Here is a 26283-nt window from a genome sequence, read left to right on the forward strand (position 1 = left end):
CGGGGATCAGACCGCGGTGGGGCAGAGCTCGGGGGCGACGGCGGTCCGGTCGTTGACGTACCGGCCGGCGTGCTCGGCGAGGAGGTCGAGGACGTGCGCGATGTCGTCCAGGGTGGTCTCCGGGTTGAGCAGGGTGAACTTCAGGTGGTGGCGGCCGTCGACCTTGGTGCCGGCGACGACCGCCTCGCCGGAGGCGGCGAGCGCCTCGCGGGCGTACAGGTTGGCCTCGTCGGCGAGTTCGCGGGACGGGCCGGCGGGCGGCAGCCAGCGGAAGACGACGGTGGACAGCTGCGACTTGGTGACGACCTCGAAGCGCGGGTCCTCGGTGAGCATCTCCCAGGCGGCGGCGGCGCGGTCGACGACCTCGTCGAACAGCAGGCCGACGGCCTCGGCGCCCATGGTGCGCAGGGTCAGCCAGAGCTTGAGGGCGTCGAAGCGCCGGGTGGTCTGGATGCTCTTGTCGACCTGGTTGGGGATCCGCCGCTCGGCCATCCGGGCCGGGTTGAGGTAGTCCGCGTAGTAGGTGGCGTGCCGCAGCGCGGCGCGGTCGCGGACCAGCACGGCGGAGGAACTGACCGGCTGGAAGAAGGACTTGTGGTAGTCGACGGTGACCGAGTCGGCCCGCTCGATGCCGTCCAGCAGGTGCCGGCGGGTGGGGGAGACGAGCAGTCCGCAGCCGTAGGCGGCGTCCACGTGCATCCACACCCCGGCGGCGGCGCACAGGCCGGCGATCTCGGGCAGCGGGTCGATCGAGCCGAAGTCGGTGGTGCCGGCGGTGGCGACCACGGCCATCACGGTCAGGCCCTCGGCGGTGCAGCGGGCGAGCTCCCGGACGAGCGCCTCGGGCTTCATCCGGCGGCCGCGGTCGGTCTCCACGGAGATCACCGCGTCCATGCCGAGGCCGAGCAGTTCCGCGGACTTCTTGACGCTGAAGTGGCCGGCCTCGGAGGCGATGATGCGCAGCTTCGGCAGCAGTTCGTGCTTGGCCGGCGGGGTGCCGGCGGCGGCCGCGAGGGCGGTGCAGGCCTCTTCGCGGGCGAGCAGCAGGGCCTGGAAGTTGGACTGGGTGCCGCCGCTGGTGAAGACGCCGTCGGCGTCCGGGCCGAGGCCGATCCGCTCGGCCGTCCAGTCGATCAGGCGGCGCTCGATGAGGGTGCCGCCGGCGCTCTGGTCCCAGGTGTCCAGCGAGGAGTTGACGGCGGTGAGGACGGCCTCGCCGAGCAGGGCGGGGATCACCACCGGGCAGTTGAGGTGGGCCAGGTAGCGGGGGTGGTGGAAGTAGACGGCGTCGCGGAGGTAGACGTCCTCCAGCTCGGCGAGCGCCTCGGCGGGGTCGCCGAGCGGGCGGTCGAGGTCGATGCCGGATATCTCCGGGGCCAGCCGGTCCGGGGTCGTCCCGGTGAAGGGGCGGGTGGTGGTGGAGACCTTGGCGGCGACGGTCTCGACGCCGGCCCGCAGGGACTCCCGGTAGTGCTCCACCGTGCGGTCGTTGAACAGGTGTGATCTGGCGTCCTCCAGGGTGGCGGTGCTGCCTGCCGACGGCTCGACGGTGTGGCCCCGGAAACTCATGGTCAGTCCTCAACGGTCGCGGACGGGGAGTGGAACTTAGGTTAACCTACCCTAAGTTCCATGCATGCGCGACGGCCCGTGCCCCGGGGGCGGGGAACGGGCCGTCGTGGAGTCGTGATTGACCGTGTGTCGTGTCAGTCCTCGTCAGAAGACGTGCCGACCGCGGCCTCCAGGCGCAGCTGCTCCTCGGAGGCGCCGCGCCGCCAGTAGCCGGAGAAGGTCACCGCGGCGCGGTCCGTCCCGCGCTCGCCGACCAGGTGCCGGCGCAGCGCCCGGACGCTCCCGGACTCGCCCGCGATCCAGGCGTACGGGGTGCCCCCGGGCAGGTCGGCCGCGCGGACGGCCTCCACCAGCGGGGTCGCCCCGCTCTCCCGGACCAGCCAGGTGATCTCCACCTCCGGTCCGGCGGCCAGGTCCTGGATGTCCTGCGCGTACGGGACCTCGATCCAGACCCGGGCGCGGGTGGCCGGCGGCAGCGCGTCCAGGATGCCGCCGACCGCGGGCAGCGCCGTCTCGTCCGCGGCCAGCAGCACCCAGTCGGTGCCGGCCGGCGGCCGGAAGCAGACGCTGCGGTTGTCCTCGACCGCCGGGCCGAGCAGGACCACCCGGTCGCCCGGTGCGGCCTTCGCCGCCCAGGAGGCGGCCGGTCCGGCCGCGCCGGGCACGTCGACCCCGTGCAGCACGAAGTCGACGTCCACCTCGTCCGGGTCACGGCGCTGCGCGCGGACGGTGTACGAGCGCATCACCGCCCGGACGCCCTCGTCGAGCGCCCGCCAGGCGGCGAACCAGCCCTCGCCCTCCTCGACCGGCAGCACCGGGGCGTCCTGGCCGGGGTGCGGCAGGAAGAGCGAGAAGCTCTGGTCCCGGCCGCCGGAGGCGAAGCCGGCCAGCTGCGCGCCGCCGAAGGTGACCCGCAGCATCGTCGGCCCGAGCCGGCGGGTGCGGACGACCTCGGCCTCGAAGAAGCCGTACTGCGCCGCGATCGCGGAAGCGGTGGCCATGGCGGCGTCAGCTCACCTTCCTGGCGTTCCGGATCGCCTTGGCGAGGTTCTCCAGCAGCGGCGCGGCACCCGCGTACGAGAAGCGCGGCACGGCGTCCCACGGGGTGACCTGGCCGGCCTTGACGGCGGGCAGCCGGCCCCAGGCCGGCTTGGCGGCGAGGTCCTTGGGCTGCAGCGCGGTCGAGCGGTTGTCCAGCAGGATCAGGTCGGCGGGGAACTTGCCGGCGTTCTCCCAGCTGAGCGCCTCGAAGTAGTCGCCGGCCTCCAGCTTGGTCGGCACCACGATGTCGACGCCGAGCTCGGCGAAGTACATCAGGTCGGTGGAGACCTTCGGGTTGGAGACGTAGAAGATGTCCGCGCTGCCCGAACAGGCCATCACCTTGACGCCGCCGGCGGCCTTGGCGGCCTGGCGCAGCTCCTCGGCGGCCTTCTCGAAGCGGGCCTTGGCGTCGGTGACCTTCTTCGCCTTCAGGTCCGCGCCGAGCGACTCGGCGAGCGCGGCGTACCGCTCGATCGGCTTGGTCATCGGGACGCGGGCGGTGGTGATCGCGACGCTCGGGGCGAGCCCCAGGATCTTGTCCTTGCTCTCGTCCGGCACGTACCAGAGCGCGTCCGGGTCGTACATGTGCGTCACCAGCAGCTCGGGCCGCAGCGCCGCGTACTTCTCGACGCCGAACTCGCCCCAGACGTTGCCGAGGATCTGGACCTTGTCGACCTTCAGGTCGCCGGCCGTCGGGTCGGCCTTGCCGTCGGCGGTCTTCGTCTCGCCGAAGACGCCGACGATCTGCTCGTCCAGGCCGAAGTCCACCAGGGCGGCCGCGGTGCCGGTGTACGCCACGACCCGCTTCGGGGCGGACTTGGCGGTGACCTCCTTCTTGCGGTCGTCGGTGAACGACCAGGGGCCCGCACCGGCGGGCTTCGCCGAAGAGCCCGACGTGCCGTCGGATCCCGAACCGCCGCCACTGCCGCAGGCGGCCAGCACGGCACCGAGGGCGGTGGCGCCACCGGCGGCGAGCAGGCCGCGACGGGAGAGGTGAGCGGCAGTTCTGGAACGCGGCATGACGGTGTCTCTCTCGGTTCGAAGGGGGCGGGCGCAGCGACCGGCGCAGGCGGGACTGGCAACTGACCCGCAGCGGGCATTAGGTTAACCTAACCTAAGTCTTTGTCCAGAGGGGGTTCCGGAATCCGGTCCCCGCCAGCGCCGGAGCACCACCCGTGTCCCTCACCAAGCCGCCACAGGCCCAAGGGGGTTCGGCCGAACCCGCCGACCTCCCCCCACGCCCGCCCGGCGCCCGCACCGCGCTGCGCGCCGCCGGACTCCTCGCCGCCCTCACCGTCCTGATCGCCGTCCTGGCCCTGAGCATCGGCGTCGGCGCCAAGCAGCTCGCGCCCGCCGAGGTCTGGCACGGACTCACCGACCCCGCCACCGGCTCGTACACCGTCGTCCACGAGATGCGGCTGCCGCGGACCCTGCTCGGCCTGCTCGCCGGCACCGCGCTCGGCCTCGCCGGCGGCGTCATGCAGGCCCTCACCCGCAACCCGCTCGCCGACCCCGGCCTGCTCGGCATCAACGCCGGCGCCTCCGCCGCCGTCGTCTCCGCCGGCACCTTCCTCGGCATCGCCACCTTCGACGGCTACGTCTGGTTCGCCCTCGCCGGCACCGCCGCCGTCGCCGCCCTGGTCTACGCCGTCGGCGGCGGCCGCGGCGCCACCCCCGCCCGGCTCGCCCTCGCCGGCTCCGCCCTCAACGCCACCCTCTACAGCTACGTCAGCGCCCTGATGCTGCTGGACACCGGCGCCCTGGAGAAGATGCGCTTCTGGACGGTCGGCTCGCTCGCCGACGCCCAGGCCTCCACCGTGCTCAAGGTGCTGCCGTTCATCGCCACCGGCCTGCTGCTCGCCCTCGCCCTCGCCCGGCCGCTCAACGCCATGGCCCTCGGCGACGACTCCGCCCGCGCGCTGGGCGCCCGGCCCGAACTCGTCCGCGCCGCCGCGATCACCGCCGTCACCCTGCTCTGCGGCGCGGCCACCGCGGCCTGCGGCCCGATCGTCTTCGTCGGCCTGATGGTGCCGCACTTCGTCCGCGCCCTCACCGGCCCCGACCTGCGCTGGCTCTTCCCCTACTGCGCGGTCCTCGCCCCCGTCCTGCTGCTCGGCGCCGACGTGCTGGGCCGCGTCCTCGGCCGGCCCGGCGAACTCCAGGTCGGCATCGTCACCGCCGTCCTCGGCGGCCCCTTCTTCCTCTGGTTCGCACGCCGCGGAAAGGCGGCCCGGGCATGAGCACCCTCCGCATCGGCTCCGCCGTCTCCGTCCGCCACCGGCCCCGCGCCCTCGCCGTCGGAGCCTCGGCCGCCCTGCTCGCCCTCGCCGTCGGCGTCCTCGCCCTCGGCAGCGGCGACTACCCGATGAGCACCTCCGACGTGCTGCGCACCCTCACCGGCGGCGGCAGCCCCGCCGAGGACTTCGTCGTCAACGACCTGCGGCTGCCCCGCGTCGTCACCGCCCTGCTGGTCGGCGCGGCCCTCGCCCTGTCCGGCGCGCTGTTCCAGTCCCTCGTCCGCAACCCGCTCGGCAGCCCCGACATCCTCGGCTTCACCCAGGGCGCCGGCGCCGGCGCCCTGCTCGTCGTCCTCGCCGGCGGCAGCAGCCTCGCCCTGGCCGGCGGCGCGGTCGCCGGCGGCACCGCCACCGGCGCCGCGATCTACGCCCTCGCCTGGCGGCAGGGCGTCCAGGGCAGCCGGCTCGTCCTCGTCGGCATCGGCATCGCCGCCATCCTCACCGGCATCAACGGCTACCTGCTGACCCGCACCCAGCTCATGGACGCCGCCCGCGCGATGCTCTGGCTCACCGGCAGCCTCGACGGCCGCGGCTGGCGCGACGCCGTCCCGCTGCTGATCGCCCTCGCCGTCCTCGGCCCCGCCGTGCTGCTCGGCTGCGGCCGCGCCCTGCGGATGCTGGAGATGGGCGACGACGCCGCCGGCGGCCTCGGCATCCGGGTCGAGCGCGTCCGCCTCGCCCTGCTCGTCTGCGCCGTCCTGCTCGCCTCGCTCGCCGCGGCCGCCGCAGGACCGGTCAACTTCGTCGCCCTCACCGCGCCCCAGCTGGCCAAGCGGCTCACCCGGGCGCCCGGCCCCAACCTGCTCGCCGCCACGTGCACCGGCGCAGCCCTGCTCGTCACCGCCGACTACGCCGCCCAGCACGCCTTCGCCGGCCACCAGCTGCCGGTCGGCGTGGTCACCGGCGTCCTCGGCGGCGGCTACCTCGTCTGGCTCCTCGCCACCGAGCGCAGGGCAGGCCGGATTTGAGCAGACAGCCCGCACCCCGCAGCAGCACCACGCCCCGGAACGGAGAACCGACCATGGACAGCGGCGGAACGCGCCTCGCCGGCGCCGAGCTGACCCTCGCCTACGAGAAGCGCACCATCGCCGAGGGCCTGACCGTCGCCGTCCCCGACCGGTCGTTCACCGTCGTCGTCGGCCCCAACGCCTGCGGCAAGTCCACCCTGCTGCGCGCCCTCTCCCGCACCCTCAGGCCGACCGCCGGCTCGGTGCTGCTCGACGGCCAGGACATCGCGACGATCCCGGCCCGCAAGGTCGCCCGCACCCTCGGCCTGCTGCCCCAGTCCTCCGCCGCCCCCGACGGCATCACCGTCGCCGAACTCGTCGCCCGCGGCCGCTACCCGCACCAGGGCCTGCTCCGCCAGTGGTCCGCCCGCGACGAGGAGGTCGTCACCGAGTCGATGGCCGCCACCGGCGTCGACACCCTCGCCGACCGGCTCGTCGACGAACTCTCCGGCGGCCAGCGCCAGCGCGTCTGGATCGCCATGGCACTCGCCCAGGAGACCCCGCTGCTCCTCCTCGACGAGCCCACCACCTACCTCGACATCGCCCACCAGATCGAGGTCCTCGACCTGTGCGCCCGGCTGCACGAGGAGCAGGGCCGCACCCTCGTCGCCGTGCTGCACGACCTCAACCACGCCGCCCGCTACGCCACCCACCTGATCGCCATGCGCGACGGCAAGGTCGTCGCCTCCGGGCCGCCCGCCGAGATCGTCACCGCCGACCTCGTCGAACAGGTCTTCAAGCTGCCCTGCCGGGTCATCGACTGCCCCGAGACCGGCACCCCGCTGGTCGTCCCCGCCGCCCGCCGCAGCGCCGCCCGCCCCGAAGGGAACCGGGCATGACCGCCCGCACCTACCGCGACGCGTACGGCATCCCGCACCTGCGCGCCGACGACCCGCTCGAACTCGCCCGCGCCCAGGGCCGCAACGCCGCCGTCGACCGCGCCTGGCAGATCGAGGTCGAGCGGCACCGCGCCCGCGGCACCTCCGCGGCCTTCCTCGGCGCCGACGCCCTCGGCTGGGACGTCTTCGCCCGGCGGGCCCGGCTCGCCGACACCGCCCGCCGCTGTTACGAAGCCCTCGCCCCGGCGACCGCCGCATGGGTCCGCGCCTACGTCGACGGCGTCAACGACGGGCTCGCCGAACACGGCCACCGGGCCCCCGAGTTCGCCGCCGCCGGGACCACCCCCGGCCGCTGGGAGCCGTGGACCCCGCTCTCCGTCTGGCTCTCCCACCACGTCCTGTTCGCCGGCTTCCCCACCAAGCTCTGGCGCGACCGGGTCGCCCGCGCCCTCGGCGAGGAGCACACCGAACTCTTCGCCACCGACGGCCCCGGCACCTCCGGCAGCAACGGCTGGCTGATCGCCGGCGAACGCACCGGCAGCGGCGCCGCCCTGATCGCCGGAGACCCGCACCGCTTCGTCGAGGACCCGGGCATCTACCAGCAGGTCCGGCTGGCCTGCCCGGAGTTCGACGTGATCGGCCTGGCCGTGCCCGGCGTCCCCGGCATCGGCCACTTCGGCCACACCGGCGGCGTCGCCTGGGCGATCACCAACGCCATGGCCGACTACCAGGACCTGTACCGGGAACGGCTGCGCCGCACCGGCGGCCCCGGCGGCCCCGGTGTCGAGGCGCTCGGCCCGGACGGCTGGCAGCCCGCCGCCGTCCACCGCGAGACGGTCGAGGTCGCCGGCGCCGGACCGGTGGAGGTCGAGATCGTCGAGACCGCCCGCGGACCGGTGATCACCGGCGGCGCCGACGGCGAAGGGGAGGCCCTCAGCCTCCGCTGCCTGCCGCGGGTCGACGCCGAACTCGGCTTCGACGCACTGCCCGCCCTGCTGCGTGCCCGCACCGTCGACGACGTCGACCGCGCCTTCGACCACTGGATCGAGCCGGTCAACGTCGTCCAGGCCGCCGACACCGCGGGCGGCCTGCTGCACCGGGTCGCCGGCGCCGTCCCGGACCGGCCCCGCGCCAACAGCCTGCGGCCCGTCCCCGCCTGGGAGGCCGAGCACGCCTGGCGCGGCCGGCGCCCGATGCCGCGCGCCGAGGTGGACGGCACCGCGGTGATGGCCAATCAGCGAGGCCTCGCCGCCCCGCTCGGCGTGGAGTTCGCGCCGCCGCACCGGGCCGACCGGATCGCCGACCTGCTCGCCGCCCCGGTCGCCTGGACGGCGGCCGACATGGCGCTCGTCCACATGGACACCCACCTGGCCTCCGCCGCCCCGCTGCTCGACCTGCTCGCCGCCCTCGACGCCCTCAGCCCGGCCGCCGAGAAGCTCCGCGACCGGCTGCTGGCCTGGGACCGCCGGATGGCCGCCGACTCCACCGACGCCGCCCGGTTCGCCGAGCTGCGCTCCGCCGTCGTCCGCCGGCTCGCCGCCGAACCGGCGCTCGCCGGCCTCACCGGGCCCTCGCCGTACCCGGAGCCGTTCCTGCCCTGGCTGGCACTGCTGCCCAGGATCGCCTACGCGCTGGAGACCCTGCTGGCGGAGGACCGGCTGCCCGGCGTGGACCGCGCCGCACTGGTGCGGGCCGCTGCGGAGGAGACCGCCGCCGCCGAGGACACCGGGCGGACCTGGGGCGCCACCCACCGGCTGGCGCCCTGGCAGGCGCTGCCCGGCGCCGACGGCGGATCCGACGAGGACCGGCCGGAGCTGGCCGGCGACCACGACTGCGTGCTCTCCACCTCCAGCGTGCCCGGCTTCACCGACCGCAGCGCCCGCGGACCGGCGGCCCGGTACGTCTGGGACCTGGCCGACCGCGACAACAGCCGCTGGGTGGTGCCGTTCGGCGCCTCCGGGCTGCCCGGTCACCCGCACCGGCGCGACCAGCTGCCGCTGTGGCTGAGCGGCGGCCTCGCACCCGTCACCACCGACTGGACCCGCCTCGTCGAGGAGCCGTGATGACCGCCGACACCCCCGCCCGGGCGGCCCCGCCCGCGGACCGCCCGGCGCTGCACGAGGAGCAGCTGCCCGTCCTGGGAGCCGTCCGGATCGTCGAACTGGACCCGGCCGCCGACGCCGGACTCGTCCACCGCTGGGTCACCGAACCGCGCGCCCGCTACTGGGGCATGCTCGACGCCGACCGCGAACAGGTCCGGGAGACCTACGAGTTCGTCGACTCGCTGACCACCCACCACGCCTTCCTCGCGCTGCGCGACGGCCGTCCGGCCGCGCTCTTCCAGAGCTACGAACCCGAGCACGACCCGGTCGGCGAGTGCTACGACGTCCGGCCGGGCGACCACGGGATGCACCTGCTGATCGGCCCGGCGGACGGCCCCCCGCAGCACGGCGTCAGCCGGGCGCTGGTCGGCGTGTTCGTCCGCTTCCTGCTCGCCGACCCGGGCCGCCGCCGGATCGTCGCCGAGCCCGACGCCCGCAACGACCGGGCGATCGCGCTGCTGCGGCGCTGCGGCTTCGAACCCGGCCCGGAGATCGACAAGCCGGAGAAGCGGGCCCGGCTGGTCTTCCTCGACCGGGAGGCCGCCGGACGGGCCTGACCCGTGCTCAGACGGTCAGCACGATCTTGCCCCGGGTGCCGCGCGACTCGATCAGCGCGTGCGCCTTCGCGGCCTCCTCCAGCGGCAGCACGTCCTGCACGTGCGGGCGCAGCCGGCCCTGCTCCGCCAGCTCGGCCAGGGCCGTCAGCCCGGCGGCGTCCGGCGCGACGACCGGCCCGGCGAGGCGCCGTCCGGCCGCCGCGGCCGCTGCGGTGAGCTCCGGGCTGTTCCGCTCGATCAGGGTGATCAGCATGCCGTCCTCGGCCAGCAGCGGCAGCGAACGCCGCCCGTAGCCGCCGACGCCGTCCAGGACGACGTCGAGCCCGCCCAGCCCGGCGGCGAAGTCGCCGGCCCGGTAGTCGATGACGCGGTCCGCCCCGAGCGAGCGGACGAAGTCGTGCTTGGCCGCGCTCGCCGTGGCCAGCACCTCCGCGCCGCGGGCCCTGGCGATCTGCACCGCGAGGTGGCCGACCCCGCCGCCCGCGCCGTGCACCAGCACCCGCATGCCCTCCCGCAGGCCGGCCGTGCCGACCAGCGCCTGCCAGGCGGTCAGGCCGGCCAGCGGCAGCGCGGCGGCCCGCACGTGGTCCAGGCCGGCCGGCTTGCGGACGAGGTGCCCGGCCGGCGCCGCGACGTACTCGGCGTAGGCGCCCGCCGGCCGCGGGAAGCACGGCATGCCGAAGACCTCGTCGCCGACCCGGAAGCGGGTGACGTCCGGGGCGACCTCCTCGACCACGCCCGAGACGTCCCAGCCGAGCACGAACGGCGGCTCGCCGAGCATCGGCAGCGCACCCGCCCGGACGTGGGCGTCCACCGGGTTGACCGAGGCGGCGTGCACCCGGACGAGCACCTCGCCGGGGCCGGCGACCGGGCGGGCGACCTCGGCCGGGACGAGGACGTCGGGGGTGCCGAAGGACTGCTGGACGATGGCGCGCAAGGGGTGCTCCTGGTGGCGGCGGGGGTGCGGCGGGACGGTTCCGCCGATCGGTTCAGTGTCCACCGTAGGAAGCCTTCGAGAGACGATGAATGGCTGATCGACTCGATTCGATGTCCGATCGTCTCCACGTGGTGGTCGGGCGGATAGGCTCGCCGGGTGGACATCCTCACCGACGCCGTCGCCTCCGTACGGACCGGCAACCCCGTCTCCGCCCGCACCGACTGCCGGGCGCCCTGGGGCCTGCGCTTCGCCGAGCAGGCCGGCGCAGGCTTCCACGTGGTGCTCGCGGGCACCTGCTGGCTGATCGAACCCGGCGGCGTCACCACCCGGCTCGGCCCCGGCGACATCGTCTTCGTGCGCAGCGGCCGCGAGCACGTCCTCGCCGACGATCCCGGCTCCCCGGTCGTCGACTACCGGGCCGACCTCGGCTGGCCCCGGCCGCCGACGCCGAGCCCCGCCGATCCCGGCACCGGCCCGGTCACCACGATCCTCTGCGGCTCCTACCTCCTCGACCAGGAGCGCCCGCACCCGCTGGTCGCCACCCTGCCCCCGCTGATCCACCTGCCGGCCCGGCGCGGCCGCCACACCGCCCTCGCCTCCGCCGTCGACCTGCTCGCCGCCGAACTGGAGCGGCCCGGGCCCGGCTCCGACGGCATCGTCGCCCAGCTGATCGACCTGCTGCTGCTCTACATCCTGCGGACCTGGCTCGACGAACAGCCCGACGCCGCGGCGGCCGGCTGGGCCGCCGCCCTGCGCGACCCGGCGATCGCCCCCGCCCTGAAGGCGATCCACGCCGACCCCGGCGGCACCTGGACGGTCGAGAGCCTCGGCGCGGGCGTCGGCCTCTCCCGGGCCGCGTTCGCCCGCCGCTTCACCGCCCTGGTCGGCGAACCGCCGCTCACCTACCTCACCCGCTGGCGGATGACCACCGCGGCCGGCCTGCTGAGGCACTCCGACACCCCGATCGCGGTGGTCGGCGACCGGGTCGGGTACCGCTCCGAATTCGCCTTCGCCAAGGCCTTCAAACGCGCGTACGGGCAGCCGCCCGGCCGGTACCGGCGGCGGGCCCGGGAGGCCGCCTGACCCCTGCGCGGCGGCGCTCGGTCCGGTGCGTCCAACACGCCGAGGTCGGCCGAGGGGGCGCGGGCGGACGGTCCGCGGCGGATACTGGCGCCATGGTCCAGAACCCAGAGAACCCGGAGTTCCCCGAAGACTACGACGAGGAGTCGCCGGCCGTCATGGAGGCGGAGGACGAGGAGCGGGAGGTGGCCGAGCGCCAGGGCGACGAACTGGAGCAACTGCGCGAGCGGCGGGCCCTCGGCGCGGACCAGGCCGACGACGGCGACGCCGTCGAGCAGTCCATCGTGGTCTCCCTCGACGAGGAGGACTACCGGGACTGAGGCAGCCGCGGGCAGCACCCCCGGTGGCAGCACCCCAGGGGCGCGGGGAACTGCGCAATGCGGATGGGGTTGCCGTACGGATCAGCGCCCGGCCCGAATTCCGTGGACGTACCCGATCCCGGACTGCGCGATTCTCCCCCGCCTTCGGCCGGGAGGTGCCCCCACGCGCCCCTGGGGCGTTGCCTACAGGGCCCGGCGGCGCTGGAGCCAGGTGAAGGCGAGCCAGCCCGGGAGGACGGGCAGCAGGAAGACCAGCAGCCGGAAGAGCATCACCGCGGCGAACGCGCTGCCCTGGTCCATGCCGCCGGTGTGCGCCAGGCCCTCCGTGAGCAGACCCTCCACCACGCCCGCGCCGCCCGGCGTGGGCGCCGCGGAGCCGGCCGCGTTGCCGGCCAGGAACACCACCGCGACCGCGCTGAAGGACGGCCGGGCGCCGACCGCCAGTGCGCAGCAGTACAGGCAGGCCACGAAGGCCGTCGAGACCAGCAGTTGCCCGGCGACGCCGGCCGCCAGCTTGCCCGGCTGCTGCAGCAGGTCGAGCAGGCGCGGCAGCACCTCGGCGCGCAGCGGCCGCAGCAGGCCGACGATCCGCCGCCGCAGCCAGGGCACGGCGAGCGCGGACAACAGGACGGCGGCGACCAGGCCGAGTCCGGCCGCGAGCCAGGCCGGGCTGGGCAGTTCGGTCTGCGGTCCGAGGCCCACCAGGGTGGTGAAGAAGGCGAGTTGCAGCATGTGCAGTGCCAGGCCGACCAGCTGGGAGGCGCCCACGCTGGAGAGGGCCTGTGCGGTGGGGATCCCGCTGGCCTGCAGGAACCGGGTGTTCAGTGCGATGCCGCCCACTCCGCCGGGCGACACCAGTTTGACGAAGGAGCCCGCCACTTGGGCGGCGAGCGCGCCGCGCGGGTCGAGCCGTTCCGGGACGAAGCCGATGAATCCGAGGGCCGCCGCGCCGTAGCTGGCGACGGCCGCCAGGACGGCCGCCGAGAGCCAGAACGGGTCGGCGTCGGCGACCGCGCGGAAGGAGTCGAGGCCGGAGCCGAACAGTGCCTGCAGCAGCAGGTACCCGCCGGCCATGCCGGCGGCGACGGTGGCGAGGGTGCGCGGCCGCAGTCGTTCCAGCCGGACGGGTTCCACCGGTGCCTGCGGGCGCAGCCGGAGCACTTCCGCGCGTATCGCGGCGGCCAGTTCGGGCTGTGCGGCGAGGGCGTCGCGGGTCGCCCGGGGCAGGGCGATCGGCTGCAGCAGCGGCAGCGCGGCGCCGATCGTGGCGGGTCCGATCACCGCGGCACCGGCGGCCACCGCCCGCTTTGGACCGGTCTTCAGGGCCAGCGCGGTGAGCATCCCGGCCACGTCGAGGCGCAGCAGGAGTTCGCCGGCCGCGATCTCGCCGTACGCGAGTTCGGTGAGCTGCACCGCGCCGTCCGGGCCGAGGCGGACGGTGTCGGGGCCGAGGGTGCGGTGGGCGATGCTGCGCCGGTGCAGCAGTCGCAGCTGCTTCCAGGCGTCGTGCAGCACCTCGTCGGTGACCTCGTCCGCGGGGACGTCGCCGAGCGGCCGGCCGGGCAGGTGGCGGTAGGCCACCAGGGCGGCGTCCGGGCCCAGTTCGGCGGCGGCGAGCGGCTCCGGGGTGCGTACCCCGGCGGCGAAGGCGGCGTGCGCCACCAGGGTCTGGTGCTCCAGTCCCTCGCGCAGCGAGCGCAGGCCGAGCGGCAGCGGTGCGGTGCGCAGCCGCAGCAGTTGCCAGACGTGCTGCGGCAGACCGAGGGCGGCGGCGCGCCGGTCGAGCAGTCGGACGTCGAGGTCGGGCCGGTCCTGGTGCTGGGTCACCAGGTACCGGCAGGGGCCGGCCACCCGCACGGTGTTCGGGCGGGTCCCGGCGTTGCGCAGGGTCACCCAGAGCTGCAGTTCGGACGGCTCCCGGGTGGGTTCGCCGACGGACCAGGCGACCAGGTGCGCGGTGGTCCAGCCGACCAGCAGCGAGAGCAGCACCGACAGCGGGGTGGCGTAGCCGGTGAGCAGGCCGGACAGTCCGGCGGCGGTGAGGGTGGCGGCGAGCGAGGCGCGCCAGCGGGGCAGTCCGCCGGTGCCGACCGCGGTCATGAAGGCCAGGACGGGGGCCAGGTGCCCGTACACCGGGTCGGTGCGGCCGGGGCCCTCGGGGAAGGGGTGGGTGAGCGCGGTGAGCCCGCCGACCGCGAGGTCGAGGAGGAGCGAGACGGCGTAGGCGAGGACGGCGGCGAGCACCCCGTCGGCGACCTGCCGGCCGGCCCGGCGCAGCACCCGGCCGACGGCGAAGGCGAGCGGCACCAGCAGCAGGGCGGCGGCGCTGCAGGCGGCCAGCAGCCGTACCGGGGGCCGGGGGAGCAGGCCGGTGCCCTCGACGACGTCGGCGTCCAGGCCGCCGGCGGTGCCCTGGGCGTACTGGGCGAGCAGCAGGAGCAGGCCGATCGCGGCGAGCCCGATCAGGGCGCGGATCAGCGCCGCGGGGTGCCGCACCCGGCGGTGACGCGGTGTCGCGGGCGCGGTCCGCAGTTCTCCTGCAGGGGTCAGCGTGGCCACGCGGCATGCTCCCACATCCCCCGGACGGGGGAGTGCGATGCCGGTCACGGGATCCGCCCGGTTGCCGGGCCGGGCCTGCGGAGGCTTGTCGGGCGGGTGCCCGGGCCGGAGGTGCGGGGTCGGCGGGCGGGGGGTACAGGAAGGAGTTAAAACGCTAAAATCCGGACATAACACCCCGTGCGGTCGGCGTTCCCCGAGTCCCGCGGCCCCCGCGGGCGGCCCGGCTGCGGAAGGGAGGCCGACCATGGCCAAGCAGACCACCGGCAAGATGACCAAGCTCCGCCGCGGCACCCAGGAACTGCTCGAACGCCGCGGCATGGCCACCAACCCCGGCCCGCTCACCCCGCAGCTGCACACCGACACCGCCTCCGCCGCCCGCAGCGGGCCGTACTTCGGGGACGCGGTGTTCAGCCACGGCGGGCGCCGCTCCGACACGACGGCGGGGCCGATGGCCGGCGTCGCCCACCACGTCGAACTGCCGGGCCACCGGCACCGCGGCGCGGAGAAGCACTCCGCGCACTGAGGCGGCCCCGCCCGCACCCGGCCGCGCCCCGCCGGAGCCGACGGGGCGCGGCCGTGCGCGTCCGTGCGGAAGAGTGGGGCCCGCGCCGCCGCCCGGCGGCCGTCCCCGACGCGGAGGAGCACCACATGTCCGACAGCCCACTGCTGCAGACCCGTGAGGAGTGGCTCGCCTCGCTGACCAGGGTGTACGCGGCCGCCGGCTGCCTGATCACCGACCCGCAGGGCCGGGTGCTGATCGTCAAGGCCGGCTACCGCGAGCACTGGCAGTTCGTCGGCGGGACGGTCGACCCCGGCGAGAACCCGCAGCAGTGCGCCACCCGCGAACTGCACGAGGAGACCGGCATCGAGAAGGAGGCCGGTGAGCTGCTGGCCGTCGCCTGGACCAACCCCTCCGGCGAACTCGACCACCCCGCCTGCCACTTCCTCTTCGACCTGGGCACCCTGCCGGCCGACACCCCGATCACCCTGCCCGCGGGCGAACTCGACGACCACCGCTGGGCGGAGGTCGACGAGGCGCTCGAACTCCTCGGCCCGGCCCGCTCGCTGCGCCTGTCGGCGGGCCTCGCCGCCCGCGCCGACGGCCGCACCCGGGTCGTCACCAGCCCGGTCAGCGGCCTCTGAGCGGCGGCGGCCGCCTCACAGGACGAGCTTGAAGCCGTCGTGGCTGCGCTCGAACCCCAGTGAGGCGTAGAAGCGGTGCGCCTCGGTCCGCCGCTTGTTGCTGGTCAACTGCACGAGGGAGCAGCCCTGTTCGCGGGCCCGGTCGATCGCCCGGGCCAGCAGCAGCCGGCCCAGCCCGCCGCCGCGCCGGTCGGCCCGGATCCGGACGGCCTCGATCAGCGCCCGCTCCGCCCCGCCCCGGCCGAGGCCGGGGATGCGGGTCAGCTGCAGGCAGCCGAGCACCGTGCCGTCGCCCTCGTCGAGCACCAGCAGTTCGTTGCGCGGATCCGCCTCGATGGCGGCGAAGGCCGCCTCGTACGCTGCACCGACCCGCACCGACGCCGGATCGGTGACGACGGACTCGTCGGCGAGCAGGGCGAGCACGGCAGGCAGGTCGCCGCGGACGGCGGTACGGACGATCACACGGGGAGTCTGGCAGATGGAGATCGTGGAGTACCCGGAGGCCGAGGTGCCGGCCCGGCTCCGGGCCCGGGTGTGGGCCCTGCAGGAGCGGGCCCGGCCCACCGGGGCGCCCGACCCGGGGGTGAGCCACGACCCGGCGCCCGACCCGCGGAGCATGCTGCTGATCGACGGGCCGCGGGTGGTGGCCGCGCTCGACCTGCTCGGCAAGGACCTCCGGCACGGCGGCGAGGTGTTCGCGGCCCGGGGCCTGTCCGCGGTGGTCACCGACCCGGCCCGCCGGGGCCGCGGCCACGGGCTGGCCCTCGTCACGGCGGCCCGCGCGCGGATCGCCGCGCTCGGCGCCGACCTCGGCCTGTTCACCTGCGACCGGCCGCTGCAGGGGTTCTACGAGCGGGCCGGCTGGGAGGTGCTGCCCGGGGCCGTCCTGGTCGGCGGAACGGCCGAGGAACCCTTCCCGAGCGACCGGCCCGGCTTCGACAAGGCCGTCCTCGCCGGCTTCTTCTCCGCGCACGGCCGGGCCCGCCGGCCCGGCTTCGACGGTGCCCGGATCGCGCTCCACCCGGGCACCGTCGACCGCCTCTGGTAGCGGCCCCGGCCCGGGTGCGTCAGGCCAGCAGCCGGGCCCGGACCGCCGCCGTGTCGGCCGCCGGCAGGAAGACGGCAGGCTCGAACTCGGCGATCGTCTCCAACAGGGCCGCCTCGGCCGTGGTGCCGGCCCGGTCCAGCACCGCCTCGATCGCGGCGGTCTCGTCGGGCCGGCCCAGCATCGCCCAGAGCGGGCGCAGGTTCCCGGCGCTCAGCAGGTAGTCGTCGACGATCGCGTCCGCCGAGACCCCGGCCACGGCGAGCAGCACCAGCGCGGCGAGCCCGGTGCGGTCGCGGCCAGCGCCGCAGTGCACCACCACCCCGCCCGGCGCCGCCCGGCCGACCGCGGCCACCACCTCGGCCACCGCCCGCGGGCAGTGGTCCAGGTACGGCCGGAAGGCCAGCGGGGTGCCGTCCAGGCCGCCGAACCGGGCCCACCACTCCGGTCCGGCCAGCTCGTCCAGCGGCACCCGGACCAGCTCGATGCCGTCCGGGCGCTGCAGCAGCGGCCGGTACTCCTCCTCGTTGCGCAGGTCGATCACGGTGCGGATGCCGTACGCCTGCAGCGCGGCCCAGCCCTCGGCGGTCAGCCGGTCCAGGTTGTCGGCGCGGACGACGGCCCCGCGCCGCGTCCGCCGGCCGTCCCGGGTGGGCAGTCCGCCGAGCTCGCGCACATTGAGGCAGCCGTCCCACACCAGGCGCCGGTCGTCCGTCATGTCCCGTTCCCCCCATGCCGTTGCGGGGTCCCTGCGGATCCCCCTCGGAACAGACTCCCGGGGGTGCGCCGATGGTTCCCCGGACGCCGCCCGGCGACGGCACCGGCCGGCTCAACCGCCGAAGGACCAGAGGGGCCGGCCGGCCGTGTCGCGGCAGCCGACGGAGCCGAAGCGGGTGTCGCCGACCGAGAGGAAGCCGGTGGCGGCGCCGCGGAGCACCTCGCGGGCGACCGGGTCCGCCGGTGACCAGTCGCCGTACAGCCGCAGCACCCGGTCGGCCAGCTCCGTCCGGCGGATCGGGGCGACCTCGGCGAGCCGCAGCGCGGCGTTGACGTCCACCAGCTCCTCGGGTCCCAGGTAGCGCTCCGTCCCGCCGGAGGCCGCCTCCAGGCGCCGGAGCAGTTCGGGCAGCCCGTAGTGGCGGACGGCCGCCACGGTGTCCTGGACGGCGACCGCCCAGCGCGGGCCGGGGGTGATCTGCCACCACACGTCGCCGCCGACCGGCAGTAGCCGGCCGATCCGGGTGTGCCAGGACTCCAGGCCGGTGACCGCGTTCGGGTCCGGCCGCACCGCCCGTCCGGGCCGGTCGGCCGCCCAGACGGACTTGCGGGTGAGCCCCAGGTTCACCGTGTAGCGGACGACACGGTCGTCGGCGGTGCCGAGCTCGACGCCGAGCAGCGCCCAGTGCTCCTCGTCGGGCAGGGCGAAGGTGTGCCGCCAGCCGGTGAAGCCCATGGCGCGCAGGGCGGGCGCGAGGTGGTCGCGCATGCCCTCCGCGAAGAGCGTCCGGGCAGTGGTCATCACGGTGTCCTGGGGGTAGGCGGGGTCCGGGGTGGCCGGGACCGGGTGGACCGCGGGGGGTGGAGCGGCCCCGTCCAACGTATGCCCCGGTCACCTCTGACTGCCGCGGACGAATGACAGCTGCTGCCAGGACATTGGTCCTACCCGCCCCGGACCTCGGGCCCGCACCGCGGACCTCGCCCTTCGGCCCACGGCCGCGCCGGGATGGCGCATGATGTGGCGGGTGCACAGTGCAGACCACCACGGGCCGGGCGTCGGCGACCCGGCGGGCCACACCACCAGCCCGGACCACCCGCCGGACCGCGGCCCGGACCTCACTGCGGCCGTGGCGGCCGCCCGGAACGGGGACGAGCAGGCCTTCCGCCAGCTGTTCAGAGCCGTCCAGCCCGGAATGCTGCGTTACCTGAGAGTGCTGGTCGGCGGCAGACCCGAGGACGCCGAGGACATCGCCTCCGAGACCTGGCTGCAGGTCGCCCGCGACCTCGCCGGATTCCAGGGGGACTCGGACGGCTTCCGCGGCTGGGTGGCCACCATCGCCCGCAACCGCGCCATGGACCACCTGCGCCGCCAGCGCCGCCGTCCGGTCGCCGACCTGCCCGTCGAGCACCTGCTCGACCTCGCGGCCGCCGAGGACACCGCGCACAGCGCCATCGCCGCCGTCACCACCGGGGACGCGCTCGCCCTGATATCCCGGCTGCCCCGGGACCAGGCCGAGGCCGTCCTGCTGCGCGTACTGCTCCAGCTCGACGCGGAGAGCGCCGCCAGGGTGCTCGGCAAGCGCTCCGGCAGCGTCCGGATGGCCGCCCACCGCGGGCTGAAGCGGCTGGCCAAGCTGCTCGACCAGACCGGCGGACCGGCCGCCGGACTGCCCCGGCAGCAGCCCGCCGAAAAAAATTCCGCGCAGGGTGTGACACGCGCGCGGACCGCGACGCTGAAGGACATGAGATGAGCAAGAACCGATCCCACCGGATCGACCGGGACACCGCCGAGCAGCTGCTCGGCGGCACCGCGGTCGGCTCGGAGGCCGGTCCGGCCTCCCTCACCGGTCATGCGGCCCTCGCCGGGCTGCTCGCCGCCGCGGCAGCCCCACCCGCCGACGGCGCACTGCCCGGGGAGGAACAGGCCGTGGCCGCCTTCCGGGAGGCTCGTCGCACACCTGCACCGCAACCCGGGAGAGCGACCATGGCGGACCACGCGCGAAGGAGGACCTTCACGCTGAAGGCACTCGTCGCGGCGTTCGCCGTGACCGCCGTCGGCGGCGTCGCCGTCGCCGCGGGCACCGGCAACCTGCCGCAGGCCCTCGGCGGCAGCCCGGCCAAGGGGCACGCCCCCGCCGCTCCGGACGCCTCCCCGACCGACCCGGCCTCCGCCTCCGGCGACGGCACCCCGAGCGGGCGTCCGACCCCGTCCGGCAGCGCGGGTCGTACCGACGCGGCCGGCTCCCCGTCCGTCGGCTCCCACGCGGGGGGCGCCTCGGCGGCCTCCGCGCTGCCCGACCTCGCGGCGCTCTGCCAGGTCTGGACGGACCGCTCGCGCAGCGGCGCCAAGCAGCGCGACCTGCTGGCCGAGCCACGGATGGCACCACTGGTCGCGGCGGCCGGCGGCGCCGCCAAGGTCGACGCGTACTGCAAGTCCGGCAAGGGCAGGACCGCCACGGCGAGCCCGTCCGCGACCACCGGTACGGGGCACGACGGCGGCCAGCCGAGCGCCTCGCCGACCAAGGCGGAGCGGACCCCGACCCGCACCGCCGCCCAGAACCTCACCGACACCGCCGACAAGGCCGGTGCCGCGGTGAGGTGACGCCACAGACTCCGGACGGCCGGCGGGCACACACCCCCCCGGGCTCGGCGGCCGTCCGGTGACCGCACCACCCCGAAGACTCCGGGGGGTCGGTGGGTTCCCCCGTGCCCACCGCCTCCCCGGGAACCGCTCCGGACGGGCGCAGGAACTCCCCCGGGTCCTTGCGCCCGTCCGGATCCGCCCCGACGGGCGCCCCGGAACCCCGGGCGGGCGGTGGATTCCCCCGTGTCCACCGCCCGCCCGGCCCTGCCGGGCCCGGGGGCGACGATTGGAGCACCCGTGACCGAGGACACGCTGCGGATCCCCCGCGTGACGGCGCCACCACCGGACGCCCCGGTGTTCGTGGACGGCAGCGGGCGCCGCCGGCGGCTGGTCCGTCGGGCCGGCTGGCTGCTCACCGTGCCCGCCGTCGGCTACCTCGGCCTGCTGGCCTCCAGCCTGGTCGGCGGGCCCGTCCTGGACGCCCCCTTCCTGCCGGCCCTGCCCGCGCACACCGCGACCCCGGCGGCCACCGTGCCCGCCGAGTCCCCCGTACCGGCCGCAGCGGGCTCCGAACCGGCGTCCGGCCCCGCCGGTGCGGCCGGACCGACCGGCACCCGCAGCACCGCGACCACCCGGTCGACGGCGCCCGCCACCCGCACCGCGGCGCCCGCCACCCCGCAGCCGACCGCCACGGCGACCACCGTGCCGAGCCCGACCCACGGTCGCTCCACCGCACAGCCCACCCGCAAGCCCACCAAGACCCCGTGAGCGCCGCCCCGTGACCACTGCCACCCGCCCCCGCAGGAGCCGCGGCCGCCGGGCCGCCGTCCGGCAGACACCGCTGCGCACCCACTGGCTGCTGCTGACCGTGCTCGTCCTCACCCTGGCGGCCGCGCTGCTGATCCAGGGCTACACCCGGCACATGTACGGGAACACCGCCGACGGCGCCGCCCGCGCCGACGGGAGCAGCGCGGCCGTCCCCGAGCAGGTGCGCACCGGCGGCCCGGTGATCGCCACGTCCGAGGACGGCTCCGCCCGCACCGCCAGGCCGGCCGCGGGAACGATCGCGCTCACCTTCGACGACGGCCCGGACCCGCGCTGGACCCCGCAGATCCTCGACGTGCTCCGCCGCCACGGCGTGCACGCCACCTTCTTCACCGTCGGCACCCAGGTCGCCGACCACCCCGACCTCGCCCGCCGGATCGTCGCCGAGGGCCACCAGATCGGCGTGCACACCTTCACCCACGCCGACCTCTCGGCCGTCGCACCCTGGCGGCGCACGCTGGAACTCCGGGAGTCCCAGCTCGCCCTGGCCGGCGCCGCCGGAGTGACCAGCACGCTGTTGCGGCCGCCCTACTCCGCCGGGAACGACGCGCTCACCGACGCCGGCTGGGACGCCGTCCTGCAGGCCGGCCGGGACGGCTACCTCACCGTCCTCACCACGCTCGACAGCGAGGACTGGCGCCGCCCGGGTGTCGAGCAGATCATCGCCGGCGCCACCCCGAAGGGCCGCGACGGCCAGGTGGTGCTGATGCACGACGCCGGCGGCGACCGCGGCCAGACCGTGGCCGCCCTGGACGCCCTGCTGCCCCGGCTGCAGGCGGCCGGCTGGCGCTTCGACACCGTCTCCGCCGCCGTCGGTACGACCGACCCGGTGCACCCCGCGACCGCCGCCGAGCACTGGCAGGGCCTCGCCCTCGTCACCGTCCTCGGCGCCAGTTCGTTGGTGCTCGACCTGCTGGACTGGCTCCTGTGGGCGGCCGGTGCGATCGGCGCGCTGCGTGCGATCGCCCTGCTGGTCGCGGCCCGCCGGCACAAGCGGCTGCGGGCCCGCGGTTGGGGCCCGCCGATCACCGAGCCGGTCTCGGTGATCGTCCCCGCCTACAACGAGAGCGCCGGCATCGAGGCCGCCGTCCGCTCCCTGCTCGCCTCCGACCACCCGGTCGAGGTGATCGTCGTCGACGACGGCTCCACCGACGGCACCGCCGACCTCGTCGAATCCCTGAACCTCCCCTACGTCAGGGTCTTCCGGCAGCCCAACTCCGGCAAGCCCGCCGCACTCAACCTCGGCCTGCGCTACGCCCGCGCCGAGCTCGTGGTCATGGTCGACGGCGACACCGTGTTCGAGCCGGACGCCGTGCGGATGCTCGTCCAGCCCTTCGCCGACCGCCGGGTCGGCGCCGTCTCCGGCAACGCCAAGGTGGTCAACCGCGGCGGCCTGCTCGGCCGCTGGCAGCACATCGAGTACGTGGTCGGCTTCAACCTGGACCGCCGGCTCTTCGACCTCGCCGAGTGCATGCCCACCGTGCCCGGCGCGGTCGGCGCCTTCCGCCGCTCCGCCCTGCTGCGGATCGGCGGCGTCGCCGAGGAGACCCTCGCCGAGGACACCGACCTCACCATGGCGCTCTGCCGGGCCGGCTGGCGGGTCGTCTACGAAGAGCGGGCCAAGGCCTGGACGGAGGCCCCCGCCTCGCTCGGCGCCCTGTGGCGGCAGCGCTACCGCTGGTGCTACGGCACCCTGCAGGCCATGTGGAAGCACCGCGGTGCGCTCGGCCAGCGCGGCCAGGCCGGCAAGCTCGGCCGCCGCGGCCTGCTCTACCTGCTGATGTTCCAGGTCCTGCTGCCGCTGCTCGCCCCGGTGGTCGACGTCTTCACCCTGTACGGGCTGGTCTTCCTCGACCCCGTCCGGATCACCGGCCTCTGGCTGGCCTTCATGCTGATGCAGGTCGCCATGGGCGCCTACGCCTTCCGGCTGGACGGCGAGAGGCTCGGCCCGCTCTGGACGCTGCCCCTGCAACAGGTCGTCTACCGGCAGCTGATGTACCTCGTGGTGATCCAGTCCGTCTGCACCGCCCTGGCCGGCTCCCGGCTGCGCTGGCAGCGGATGCAGCGCTACGGCAGCCTCTCCGTCCCGCCGCCGGCCGCCGGATCCGCGCCGGGCCGCTAGGGTGCACAGGTGCACGAGGCGGGCGCCGAGGCCCGGTTCACGGAAGCGAGAGGAGCCGGACGGGTGATCGGACGCGCGCTGAACGGCCGCTACGAGCTGACCGAGATACTCGGCGTCGGCGGCATGGCCACCGTCTACCGCGGCACGGACCACCAGCTCGGCCGGCAGGTCGCGGTCAAGGTGCTGAACGGCGGCCTGGCCGACGACCCCCGCTTCGCCGAGCGCTTCGGCCGCGAGGCCCAGCTCGCCGCGATGCTGGTCCACCCGCGGATCGTCATGGTCTTCGACTCCGGCGTCGACCAGGGCTCCCCGTACATCGTCATGGAGCTGGTGCAGGGCCGGACGCTCGGCCGGCTGCTCGCCGAGCAGCGGATCCTGCCGGTGGAGCGCGCCGTCGGCATCGCCGCCGCGGTCTGCGAGGCGCTGGAGGTCGCGCACCACGCCGGCCTGGTGCACCGCGACGTCAAGCCCGGCAACATCATGATCTCCGACGACGGCGGCGTGAAGGTGGTGGACTTCGGCATCGCCCGCGCCAACGCCTCCGCCGGACAGCAGCTCACCCAGAGCGCCGCCGTCCTCGGCACCGCCTCCTACCTCTCGCCGGAGCAGGCCACCGCGGCCCCGCTCGACGGCCGCTCCGACCTCTACGCGGTCGGCTGCGTGCTCACCGAGATGCTCACCGGCGCCCCGCCGTTCACCGCCGACACCCCCGTCGCGATCGCCTTCAAGCACGTCTCCGAGCAGCCCGCCCCCGTCTCGCTGCGCCGCCCGGAGATCCCGCCCGCGCTGGACATCGCGATCATGCGGCTGCTGGCCAAGAACCCCGAGGACCGCCCGGCGGGCGCCGGCGCCGCCCGGGCCGAGCTGCTGGCCGCCGTGCCGGTCGCCGCCGCCCAGGACCGCACCAGCGAACTGCTCGGCGCCGCCACCCAGGTCATCCCGCCGGTGGCCGCCCAGCAGGGCGGCTTCCCGACGCCCCCGCCCTTCCCCGCCGCGGGCGGGCAGCCGTACGTGGAGCAGCACCGCACCTCGCTGCTGCCGCAGATGGACATGCCGCCGTCCGCCGCCCCCGCCTGGGCCGACGACCGGGACGGGCCGGACGAGCCCGAGCGCCGCAACCCCTGGCTGCTGGCCGGCGCCGGCGCCGCCGTGCTGGTGGGCGTCGCCGCGGTCGCGGCCTTCGCGTTCAGCGGCGGCCCGGACGGCGAGGGCACCGCGGCGGCCGCGACCCCCGGCCCTTCGGTCTCCGTCACCGCCCCCGCGGTCCCCTCGCCGACGCCCACCCCGACGGCCTCGGCCTCGCCCTCCCGCTCGGCCTCGCCCTCCGCCGGCCGGCTGACCGCCGCGGCGGCGCTGGCCGACCTGCGCTCCGACGTCGCCGACACCGAGCTGGCCAAGGAGAAGGACCGCAAGGAGTTGCTGCTGCGCACCCTCGACGCGGCCTCGGAGGCGATCGGCGAGCAGGACTTCTCGGCCGCGGAGGACAAGCTGAAGTCGGCCCAGCGGACGGTCCGCGACCTCGGCAAGCGGCACGCGCTGCCGCCCGCGGTCCTCGCCTCCTGGCAGACCCGCCTCGCCGCGATCACCGCCGCGGTGCACGCCAAGGCGGACTGACCGGCCCTGTCAGTCCTTGCCGGAGCGCCCCTCGGGTGTCCGGCCGATCCGCCGACCCACCATGTTCCTGGTCCGCCGGCTGACCGAGGTGGCCCCGGCGGTCAGGAAGATCAGCGTGTAGAGGATCTGCAGCATCACCACGCCGCGGGCCTCCTGGCTGACCGGGGTGATGTCGCCGTAGCCGACCGTCGCCATGGTGATCACGGTGAAGTACAGGGCGTCCAGACGGGTCGTCATGATGCCGTTGAAGGTCCCCGGGGTGCGGGCCAGCGACAGGTAGGTGGTCGCGAAGACGATCAGGGCCGCGGCGATCAGCAGCATGATCACGAAGGCGGGGTGGCCGGGCCGCTCGGTCAGCTCGTTCCAGATCTCGTGCATGAGCGCGGCGGCCAGGACGACCAGCGCCACGGCGAACGTCGTCCAGCTGACTGCGGGGTGCTCGGGGCCGAACACCCCGATCGGCACCAGGAACCAGGCTGTCAGCATCAGCGCCGGCCCGCCGAGCATGGTCACCAGGCCCCACAGATTCGGACGCCGCCTCATGGCCGGACCCCTTCCGTCCCCCCTGCCGCACCGGTGCCCGGTTCGTCGAGCAGTTCCACCGCCGCGAGGACGGCCAGCAGCGCCACTCCTAGCCAGACCGCCACCTCGGCGGTCGGACGGTCCCAGAGCAGCAGCACGAGCACGGCCGCGCCGACCGCCGCCCAGCAGAGCCGGGCCTTGAACCGGTGCACGAAGCGGCCGACCGGCCCGGGCCGCAGTCCCATCCTCCCCGCGGCCGTGCGGACCCCGCCCAGCCCGGCCTCCCACAGCCCGCGCACCGCGCCCGCCGAGCGGCTCCGGCCGGACAGCCAGGCGCCCAGCGCGGCCAGCACACCGAGCACGACCACGAGCCGGACGGCGTCGCGCAGGTAGCGGACGAGCGTGTCGTAGACCGCGGAGGCGGCGTCCTGGTCGACGCCCGCGGGCAGCCGGTCCAGGTAGACCGCCCGGAAGGCGGTCAGCCCGAGGCCGAGCAGCGCGGCCGCGGCGGCCGCCCCGAGGGCCGCGGCCACCGCCGCCCGGTGCCGCCGCACCGCGAGCAGCACCCCGCCCACCGCGCAGGCCGCCGCCAGCACCGCCACCCAGTACCCGGCCAACGACAGCAGCCGCAGCAGCGTCCGGACGTGCGCCACCTGGTCGGACCTGACCAGCACGTACGAGGTGTGGATCTCCGGGATGCGCGAGGCCGCCGGCACGCCGTCGGCGACCAGCGCCTGCTTGGTGCGGTCGATCACCGGGGCGAGGTCGAGGGTGACGGTGTTCCCGCGGACCTCGACGGCGCCGCCGCCCTCGCCGGTGAGCGCCCGGTCGACGGCGGCGTGCGCGTCGCGGTTGAGCCCGTCCCAGATCGCGGGGAAGGCGTCGCTGCGCACCAGCCGCTGCACCCCGTCGTGGACGAGCCCGGTGACGCCGCCCTCCAGTGTCGAGCCGAGCCGCTGCAGCAGCGCGCCCAGCAGCGGCGAGCCGCCGGGGACGAGGTCGGAGACCAGCGAGTCGACGGGCAGCCGCTCGACGACGGCGGCGGTCACCCGGTTCGTCACGGCGGCCTGCACCGCCGGGTCGTGGGCGAGCGGCGCCATCGTCGCGACGTACCGGTCCGGGTCGCTGATCTCGGACTTCGCCCAGGCCGCGACGACCGCCGGGGGAGTGAGCAGTACCGCCAGCACGATCAGCACGGCGGCCGCTGCTGAGCGCAGTGGTCGCCGTGCCGGTGACGGTGCCGGAGCGGGCCGGTCGGGCCCGTCCGACGTGCTGCTGGCCATCGGTGCCTCCACTCGGGGATGCGTCCGTCCCAGCAGACACCGGCTCCGGCGGTCGGGCCAGTCGGCGCGAACGCCGGAGCCGCCGGTACCTCGGGTGTCGAACCGCCGGCTCCGGGGTGG

25 protein-coding genes are annotated in these 26283 nt (G+C 75.7%); 15 read left to right on the plus strand and 10 right to left on the minus strand.

Annotated features, from left to right (window positions below; genetic code table 11):
* Nucleotides 1-6 precede the first annotated feature (6 nt).
* The 3 genes from AB0442_RS13510 to AB0442_RS13520 all read right to left on the minus strand — a co-directional run bounded on the left by AB0442_RS13510 (nt 7) and on the right by AB0442_RS13520 (nt 3630).
* The gene (locus AB0442_RS13510) at nt 7-1569 is read right to left on the minus strand and encodes an aspartate aminotransferase family protein (protein ID WP_366162719.1); all 1563 of its coding nucleotides are present in this window, start codon (nt 1567-1569) and stop codon (nt 7-9) included.
* A 134-nt stretch (nt 1570-1703) separates the two neighbouring features.
* Nucleotides 1704-2570 (minus strand): siderophore-interacting protein, encoded by an 867-nt coding sequence (locus AB0442_RS13515; protein WP_366162720.1) that lies wholly within the window; start codon nt 2568-2570, stop codon nt 1704-1706.
* Nucleotides 2571-2577: 7 nt separating this feature from the next.
* Nucleotides 2578-3630 carry an ABC transporter substrate-binding protein gene (locus AB0442_RS13520; RefSeq protein WP_366162721.1) on the minus strand — a complete coding sequence of 351 codons (1053 nt, stop codon included), beginning with the start codon at nt 3628-3630 and terminating at the stop codon, nt 2578-2580.
* 242 nt (nt 3631-3872) lie between these two features.
* Here AB0442_RS13520 and AB0442_RS13525 point away from each other — a divergent pair, with 242 nt between their 5' ends.
* From AB0442_RS13525 to AB0442_RS13545, 5 genes are read left to right on the plus strand one after another with little or no spacing between them, the layout of a single operon-like run.
* Complete coding sequence (locus AB0442_RS13525; protein ID WP_366162757.1) at nt 3873-4850, plus strand: iron chelate uptake ABC transporter family permease subunit; 978 nt, start codon at nt 3873-3875, stop codon at nt 4848-4850.
* The gene (locus AB0442_RS13530; RefSeq protein WP_366162722.1) at nt 4847-5875 is read left to right on the plus strand and encodes an iron chelate uptake ABC transporter family permease subunit; all 1029 of its coding nucleotides are present in this window, start codon (nt 4847-4849) and stop codon (nt 5873-5875) included. Before AB0442_RS13525 ends, AB0442_RS13530 begins: the two co-directional genes overlap by 4 nt.
* Nucleotides 5876-5928: 53 nt before the next feature.
* Complete coding sequence (locus AB0442_RS13535) at nt 5929-6753, plus strand: ABC transporter ATP-binding protein (protein WP_366162723.1); 825 nt, start codon at nt 5929-5931, stop codon at nt 6751-6753.
* Nucleotides 6750-8816, plus strand: a complete 2067-nt coding sequence (locus AB0442_RS13540) for a penicillin acylase family protein (protein WP_366162724.1) — start codon at nt 6750-6752, stop codon at nt 8814-8816. The genes AB0442_RS13535 and AB0442_RS13540 overlap by 4 nt, the downstream gene beginning before the upstream one ends.
* A complete protein-coding gene (locus tag AB0442_RS13545) occupies nt 8816-9412 on the plus strand; it encodes a GNAT family N-acetyltransferase (protein WP_366162726.1) in 597 nt (198 codons plus the stop codon). The genes AB0442_RS13540 and AB0442_RS13545 overlap by 1 nt, the downstream gene beginning before the upstream one ends.
* Before the next feature lie 7 nt (nt 9413-9419).
* On the opposite strand, the gene AB0442_RS13550 is transcribed toward AB0442_RS13545, so the two are convergent.
* Nucleotides 9420-10412 (minus strand): NADP-dependent oxidoreductase, encoded by a 993-nt coding sequence (locus AB0442_RS13550; protein ID WP_366162728.1) that lies wholly within the window; start codon nt 10410-10412, stop codon nt 9420-9422.
* A 93-nt stretch (nt 10413-10505) separates the two neighbouring features.
* Here AB0442_RS13550 and AB0442_RS13555 point away from each other — a divergent pair, with 93 nt between their 5' ends.
* A complete protein-coding gene (locus tag AB0442_RS13555; RefSeq protein WP_366162729.1) occupies nt 10506-11432 on the plus strand; it encodes an AraC family transcriptional regulator in 927 nt (308 codons plus the stop codon).
* 92 nt (nt 11433-11524) lie between these two features.
* Nucleotides 11525-11749: a hypothetical protein gene (locus tag AB0442_RS13560; RefSeq protein ID WP_366162731.1), complete on the plus strand. Its 225-nt coding sequence runs from the start codon at nt 11525-11527 to the stop codon at nt 11747-11749.
* A 183-nt stretch (nt 11750-11932) separates the two neighbouring features.
* On the opposite strand, the gene AB0442_RS13565 is transcribed toward AB0442_RS13560, so the two are convergent.
* On the minus strand, nt 11933-14308 hold the full coding sequence (locus tag AB0442_RS13565) for a lysylphosphatidylglycerol synthase transmembrane domain-containing protein (protein WP_366162733.1): 2376 nt from the start codon (nt 14306-14308) through the stop codon (nt 11933-11935).
* A 244-nt stretch (nt 14309-14552) separates the two neighbouring features.
* On the opposite strand from AB0442_RS13565, the gene AB0442_RS13570 reads away from it, so the two are divergent.
* Together AB0442_RS13570 and AB0442_RS13575 are read left to right on the plus strand one after the other, a co-directional pair.
* The gene (locus tag AB0442_RS13570) at nt 14553-14831 is read left to right on the plus strand and encodes a hypothetical protein (protein WP_366162734.1); all 279 of its coding nucleotides are present in this window, start codon (nt 14553-14555) and stop codon (nt 14829-14831) included.
* 125 nt (nt 14832-14956) lie between these two features.
* Nucleotides 14957-15451 carry an NUDIX hydrolase gene (locus AB0442_RS13575; protein WP_344622774.1) on the plus strand — a complete coding sequence of 165 codons (495 nt, stop codon included), beginning with the start codon at nt 14957-14959 and terminating at the stop codon, nt 15449-15451.
* A 15-nt stretch (nt 15452-15466) separates the two neighbouring features.
* Here AB0442_RS13575 and AB0442_RS13580 read toward each other — a convergent pair whose 3' ends face one another.
* Nucleotides 15467-15913, minus strand: coding sequence for a GNAT family N-acetyltransferase (locus AB0442_RS13580; RefSeq protein ID WP_366162736.1), 447 nt, complete (start codon nt 15911-15913; stop codon nt 15467-15469).
* A 16-nt stretch (nt 15914-15929) separates the two neighbouring features.
* On the opposite strand from AB0442_RS13580, the gene AB0442_RS13585 reads away from it, so the two are divergent.
* On the plus strand, nt 15930-16499 hold the full coding sequence (locus AB0442_RS13585) for a GNAT family N-acetyltransferase (protein ID WP_366162738.1): 570 nt from the start codon (nt 15930-15932) through the stop codon (nt 16497-16499).
* Nucleotides 16500-16518: 19 nt separating this feature from the next.
* Here AB0442_RS13585 and AB0442_RS13590 read toward each other — a convergent pair whose 3' ends face one another.
* Both AB0442_RS13590 and AB0442_RS13595 read right to left on the minus strand, forming a co-directional pair.
* Complete coding sequence (locus AB0442_RS13590) at nt 16519-17214, minus strand: tyrosine-protein phosphatase (RefSeq protein WP_366162739.1); 696 nt, start codon at nt 17212-17214, stop codon at nt 16519-16521.
* 111 nt (nt 17215-17325) lie between these two features.
* Nucleotides 17326-18015, minus strand: coding sequence for a DUF4304 domain-containing protein (locus tag AB0442_RS13595; RefSeq protein ID WP_366162741.1), 690 nt, complete (start codon nt 18013-18015; stop codon nt 17326-17328).
* Between the two features lie 214 nt (nt 18016-18229).
* Between AB0442_RS13595 and AB0442_RS13600 the strand changes: the two genes are divergently transcribed.
* From AB0442_RS13600 to AB0442_RS13620, 5 genes are all read left to right on the plus strand, one after another.
* Complete coding sequence (locus tag AB0442_RS13600; RefSeq protein ID WP_366162758.1) at nt 18230-18964, plus strand: RNA polymerase sigma factor; 735 nt, start codon at nt 18230-18232, stop codon at nt 18962-18964.
* Entirely contained in the window at nt 18961-19815 is an 855-nt protein-coding gene (locus tag AB0442_RS13605; protein WP_366162742.1) for a hypothetical protein, read from the plus strand. The genes AB0442_RS13600 and AB0442_RS13605 overlap by 4 nt, the downstream gene beginning before the upstream one ends.
* A 279-nt stretch (nt 19816-20094) precedes the next feature.
* The gene (locus AB0442_RS13610; RefSeq protein ID WP_366162744.1) at nt 20095-20565 is read left to right on the plus strand and encodes a hypothetical protein; all 471 of its coding nucleotides are present in this window, start codon (nt 20095-20097) and stop codon (nt 20563-20565) included.
* Between the two features lie 10 nt (nt 20566-20575).
* Entirely contained in the window at nt 20576-22744 is a 2169-nt protein-coding gene (locus AB0442_RS13615) for a bifunctional polysaccharide deacetylase/glycosyltransferase family 2 protein (protein ID WP_366162745.1), read from the plus strand.
* A 63-nt stretch (nt 22745-22807) separates the two neighbouring features.
* Nucleotides 22808-24358 carry a protein kinase gene (locus AB0442_RS13620; RefSeq protein WP_366162746.1) on the plus strand — a complete coding sequence of 517 codons (1551 nt, stop codon included), beginning with the start codon at nt 22808-22810 and terminating at the stop codon, nt 24356-24358.
* A gap of 9 nt (nt 24359-24367) precedes the next feature.
* Here AB0442_RS13620 and AB0442_RS13625 read toward each other — a convergent pair whose 3' ends face one another.
* Nucleotides 24368-24901, minus strand: a complete 534-nt coding sequence (locus AB0442_RS13625) for an ion channel (RefSeq protein WP_366162747.1) — start codon at nt 24899-24901, stop codon at nt 24368-24370.
* Nucleotides 24898-26163 carry a hypothetical protein gene (locus AB0442_RS13630; RefSeq protein WP_366162749.1) on the minus strand — a complete coding sequence of 422 codons (1266 nt, stop codon included), beginning with the start codon at nt 26161-26163 and terminating at the stop codon, nt 24898-24900. Before AB0442_RS13630 ends, AB0442_RS13625 begins: the two co-directional genes overlap by 4 nt.
* Nucleotides 26164-26283: the final 120 nt, after the last annotated feature.

It is taken from the genome of Kitasatospora sp. NPDC085895, from assembly GCF_040702125.1.
GTDB classification, from domain to species: Bacteria; Actinomycetota; Actinomycetes; order Streptomycetales; family Streptomycetaceae; genus Kitasatospora; species Kitasatospora arboriphila.

What these genes read in the sequence shown, in the direction of transcription:
- AB0442_RS13570 (WP_366162734.1), top strand. Translation starts at nt 14,553, where the DNA reads ATGGCCAAGCAGACCACCGGCAAGATGACCAAGCTCCGCCGCGGCACC.
- AB0442_RS13545 (WP_366162726.1), top strand. Translation starts at nt 8,816, where the DNA reads ATGACCGCCGACACCCCCGCCCGGGCGGCCCCGCCCGCGGACCGCCCG.
- AB0442_RS13560 (WP_366162731.1), top strand. Translation starts at nt 11,525, where the DNA reads ATGGTCCAGAACCCAGAGAACCCGGAGTTCCCCGAAGACTACGACGAG.
- AB0442_RS13630 (WP_366162749.1), bottom strand. Translation starts at nt 26,163, where the DNA reads ATGGCCAGCAGCACGTCGGACGGGCCCGACCGGCCCGCTCCGGCACCG.
- AB0442_RS13605 (WP_366162742.1), top strand. Translation starts at nt 18,961, where the DNA reads ATGAGCAAGAACCGATCCCACCGGATCGACCGGGACACCGCCGAGCAG.
- AB0442_RS13540 (WP_366162724.1), top strand. Translation starts at nt 6,750, where the DNA reads ATGACCGCCCGCACCTACCGCGACGCGTACGGCATCCCGCACCTGCGC.
- AB0442_RS13510 (WP_366162719.1), bottom strand. Translation starts at nt 1,569, where the DNA reads ATGAGTTTCCGGGGCCACACCGTCGAGCCGTCGGCAGGCAGCACCGCC.
- AB0442_RS13530 (WP_366162722.1), top strand. Translation starts at nt 4,847, where the DNA reads ATGAGCACCCTCCGCATCGGCTCCGCCGTCTCCGTCCGCCACCGGCCC.
- AB0442_RS13535 (WP_366162723.1), top strand. Translation starts at nt 5,929, where the DNA reads ATGGACAGCGGCGGAACGCGCCTCGCCGGCGCCGAGCTGACCCTCGCC.
- AB0442_RS13595 (WP_366162741.1), bottom strand. Translation starts at nt 18,015, where the DNA reads ATGACCACTGCCCGGACGCTCTTCGCGGAGGGCATGCGCGACCACCTC.
- AB0442_RS13625 (WP_366162747.1), bottom strand. Translation starts at nt 24,901, where the DNA reads ATGAGGCGGCGTCCGAATCTGTGGGGCCTGGTGACCATGCTCGGCGGG.
- AB0442_RS13600 (WP_366162758.1), top strand. Translation starts at nt 18,230, where the DNA reads ATGTGGCGGGTGCACAGTGCAGACCACCACGGGCCGGGCGTCGGCGAC.
- AB0442_RS13520 (WP_366162721.1), bottom strand. Translation starts at nt 3,630, where the DNA reads ATGCCGCGTTCCAGAACTGCCGCTCACCTCTCCCGTCGCGGCCTGCTC.
- AB0442_RS13575 (WP_344622774.1), top strand. Translation starts at nt 14,957, where the DNA reads ATGTCCGACAGCCCACTGCTGCAGACCCGTGAGGAGTGGCTCGCCTCG.
- AB0442_RS13590 (WP_366162739.1), bottom strand. Translation starts at nt 17,214, where the DNA reads ATGACGGACGACCGGCGCCTGGTGTGGGACGGCTGCCTCAATGTGCGC.
- AB0442_RS13585 (WP_366162738.1), top strand. Translation starts at nt 15,930, where the DNA reads ATGGAGATCGTGGAGTACCCGGAGGCCGAGGTGCCGGCCCGGCTCCGG.
- AB0442_RS13515 (WP_366162720.1), bottom strand. Translation starts at nt 2,570, where the DNA reads ATGGCCACCGCTTCCGCGATCGCGGCGCAGTACGGCTTCTTCGAGGCC.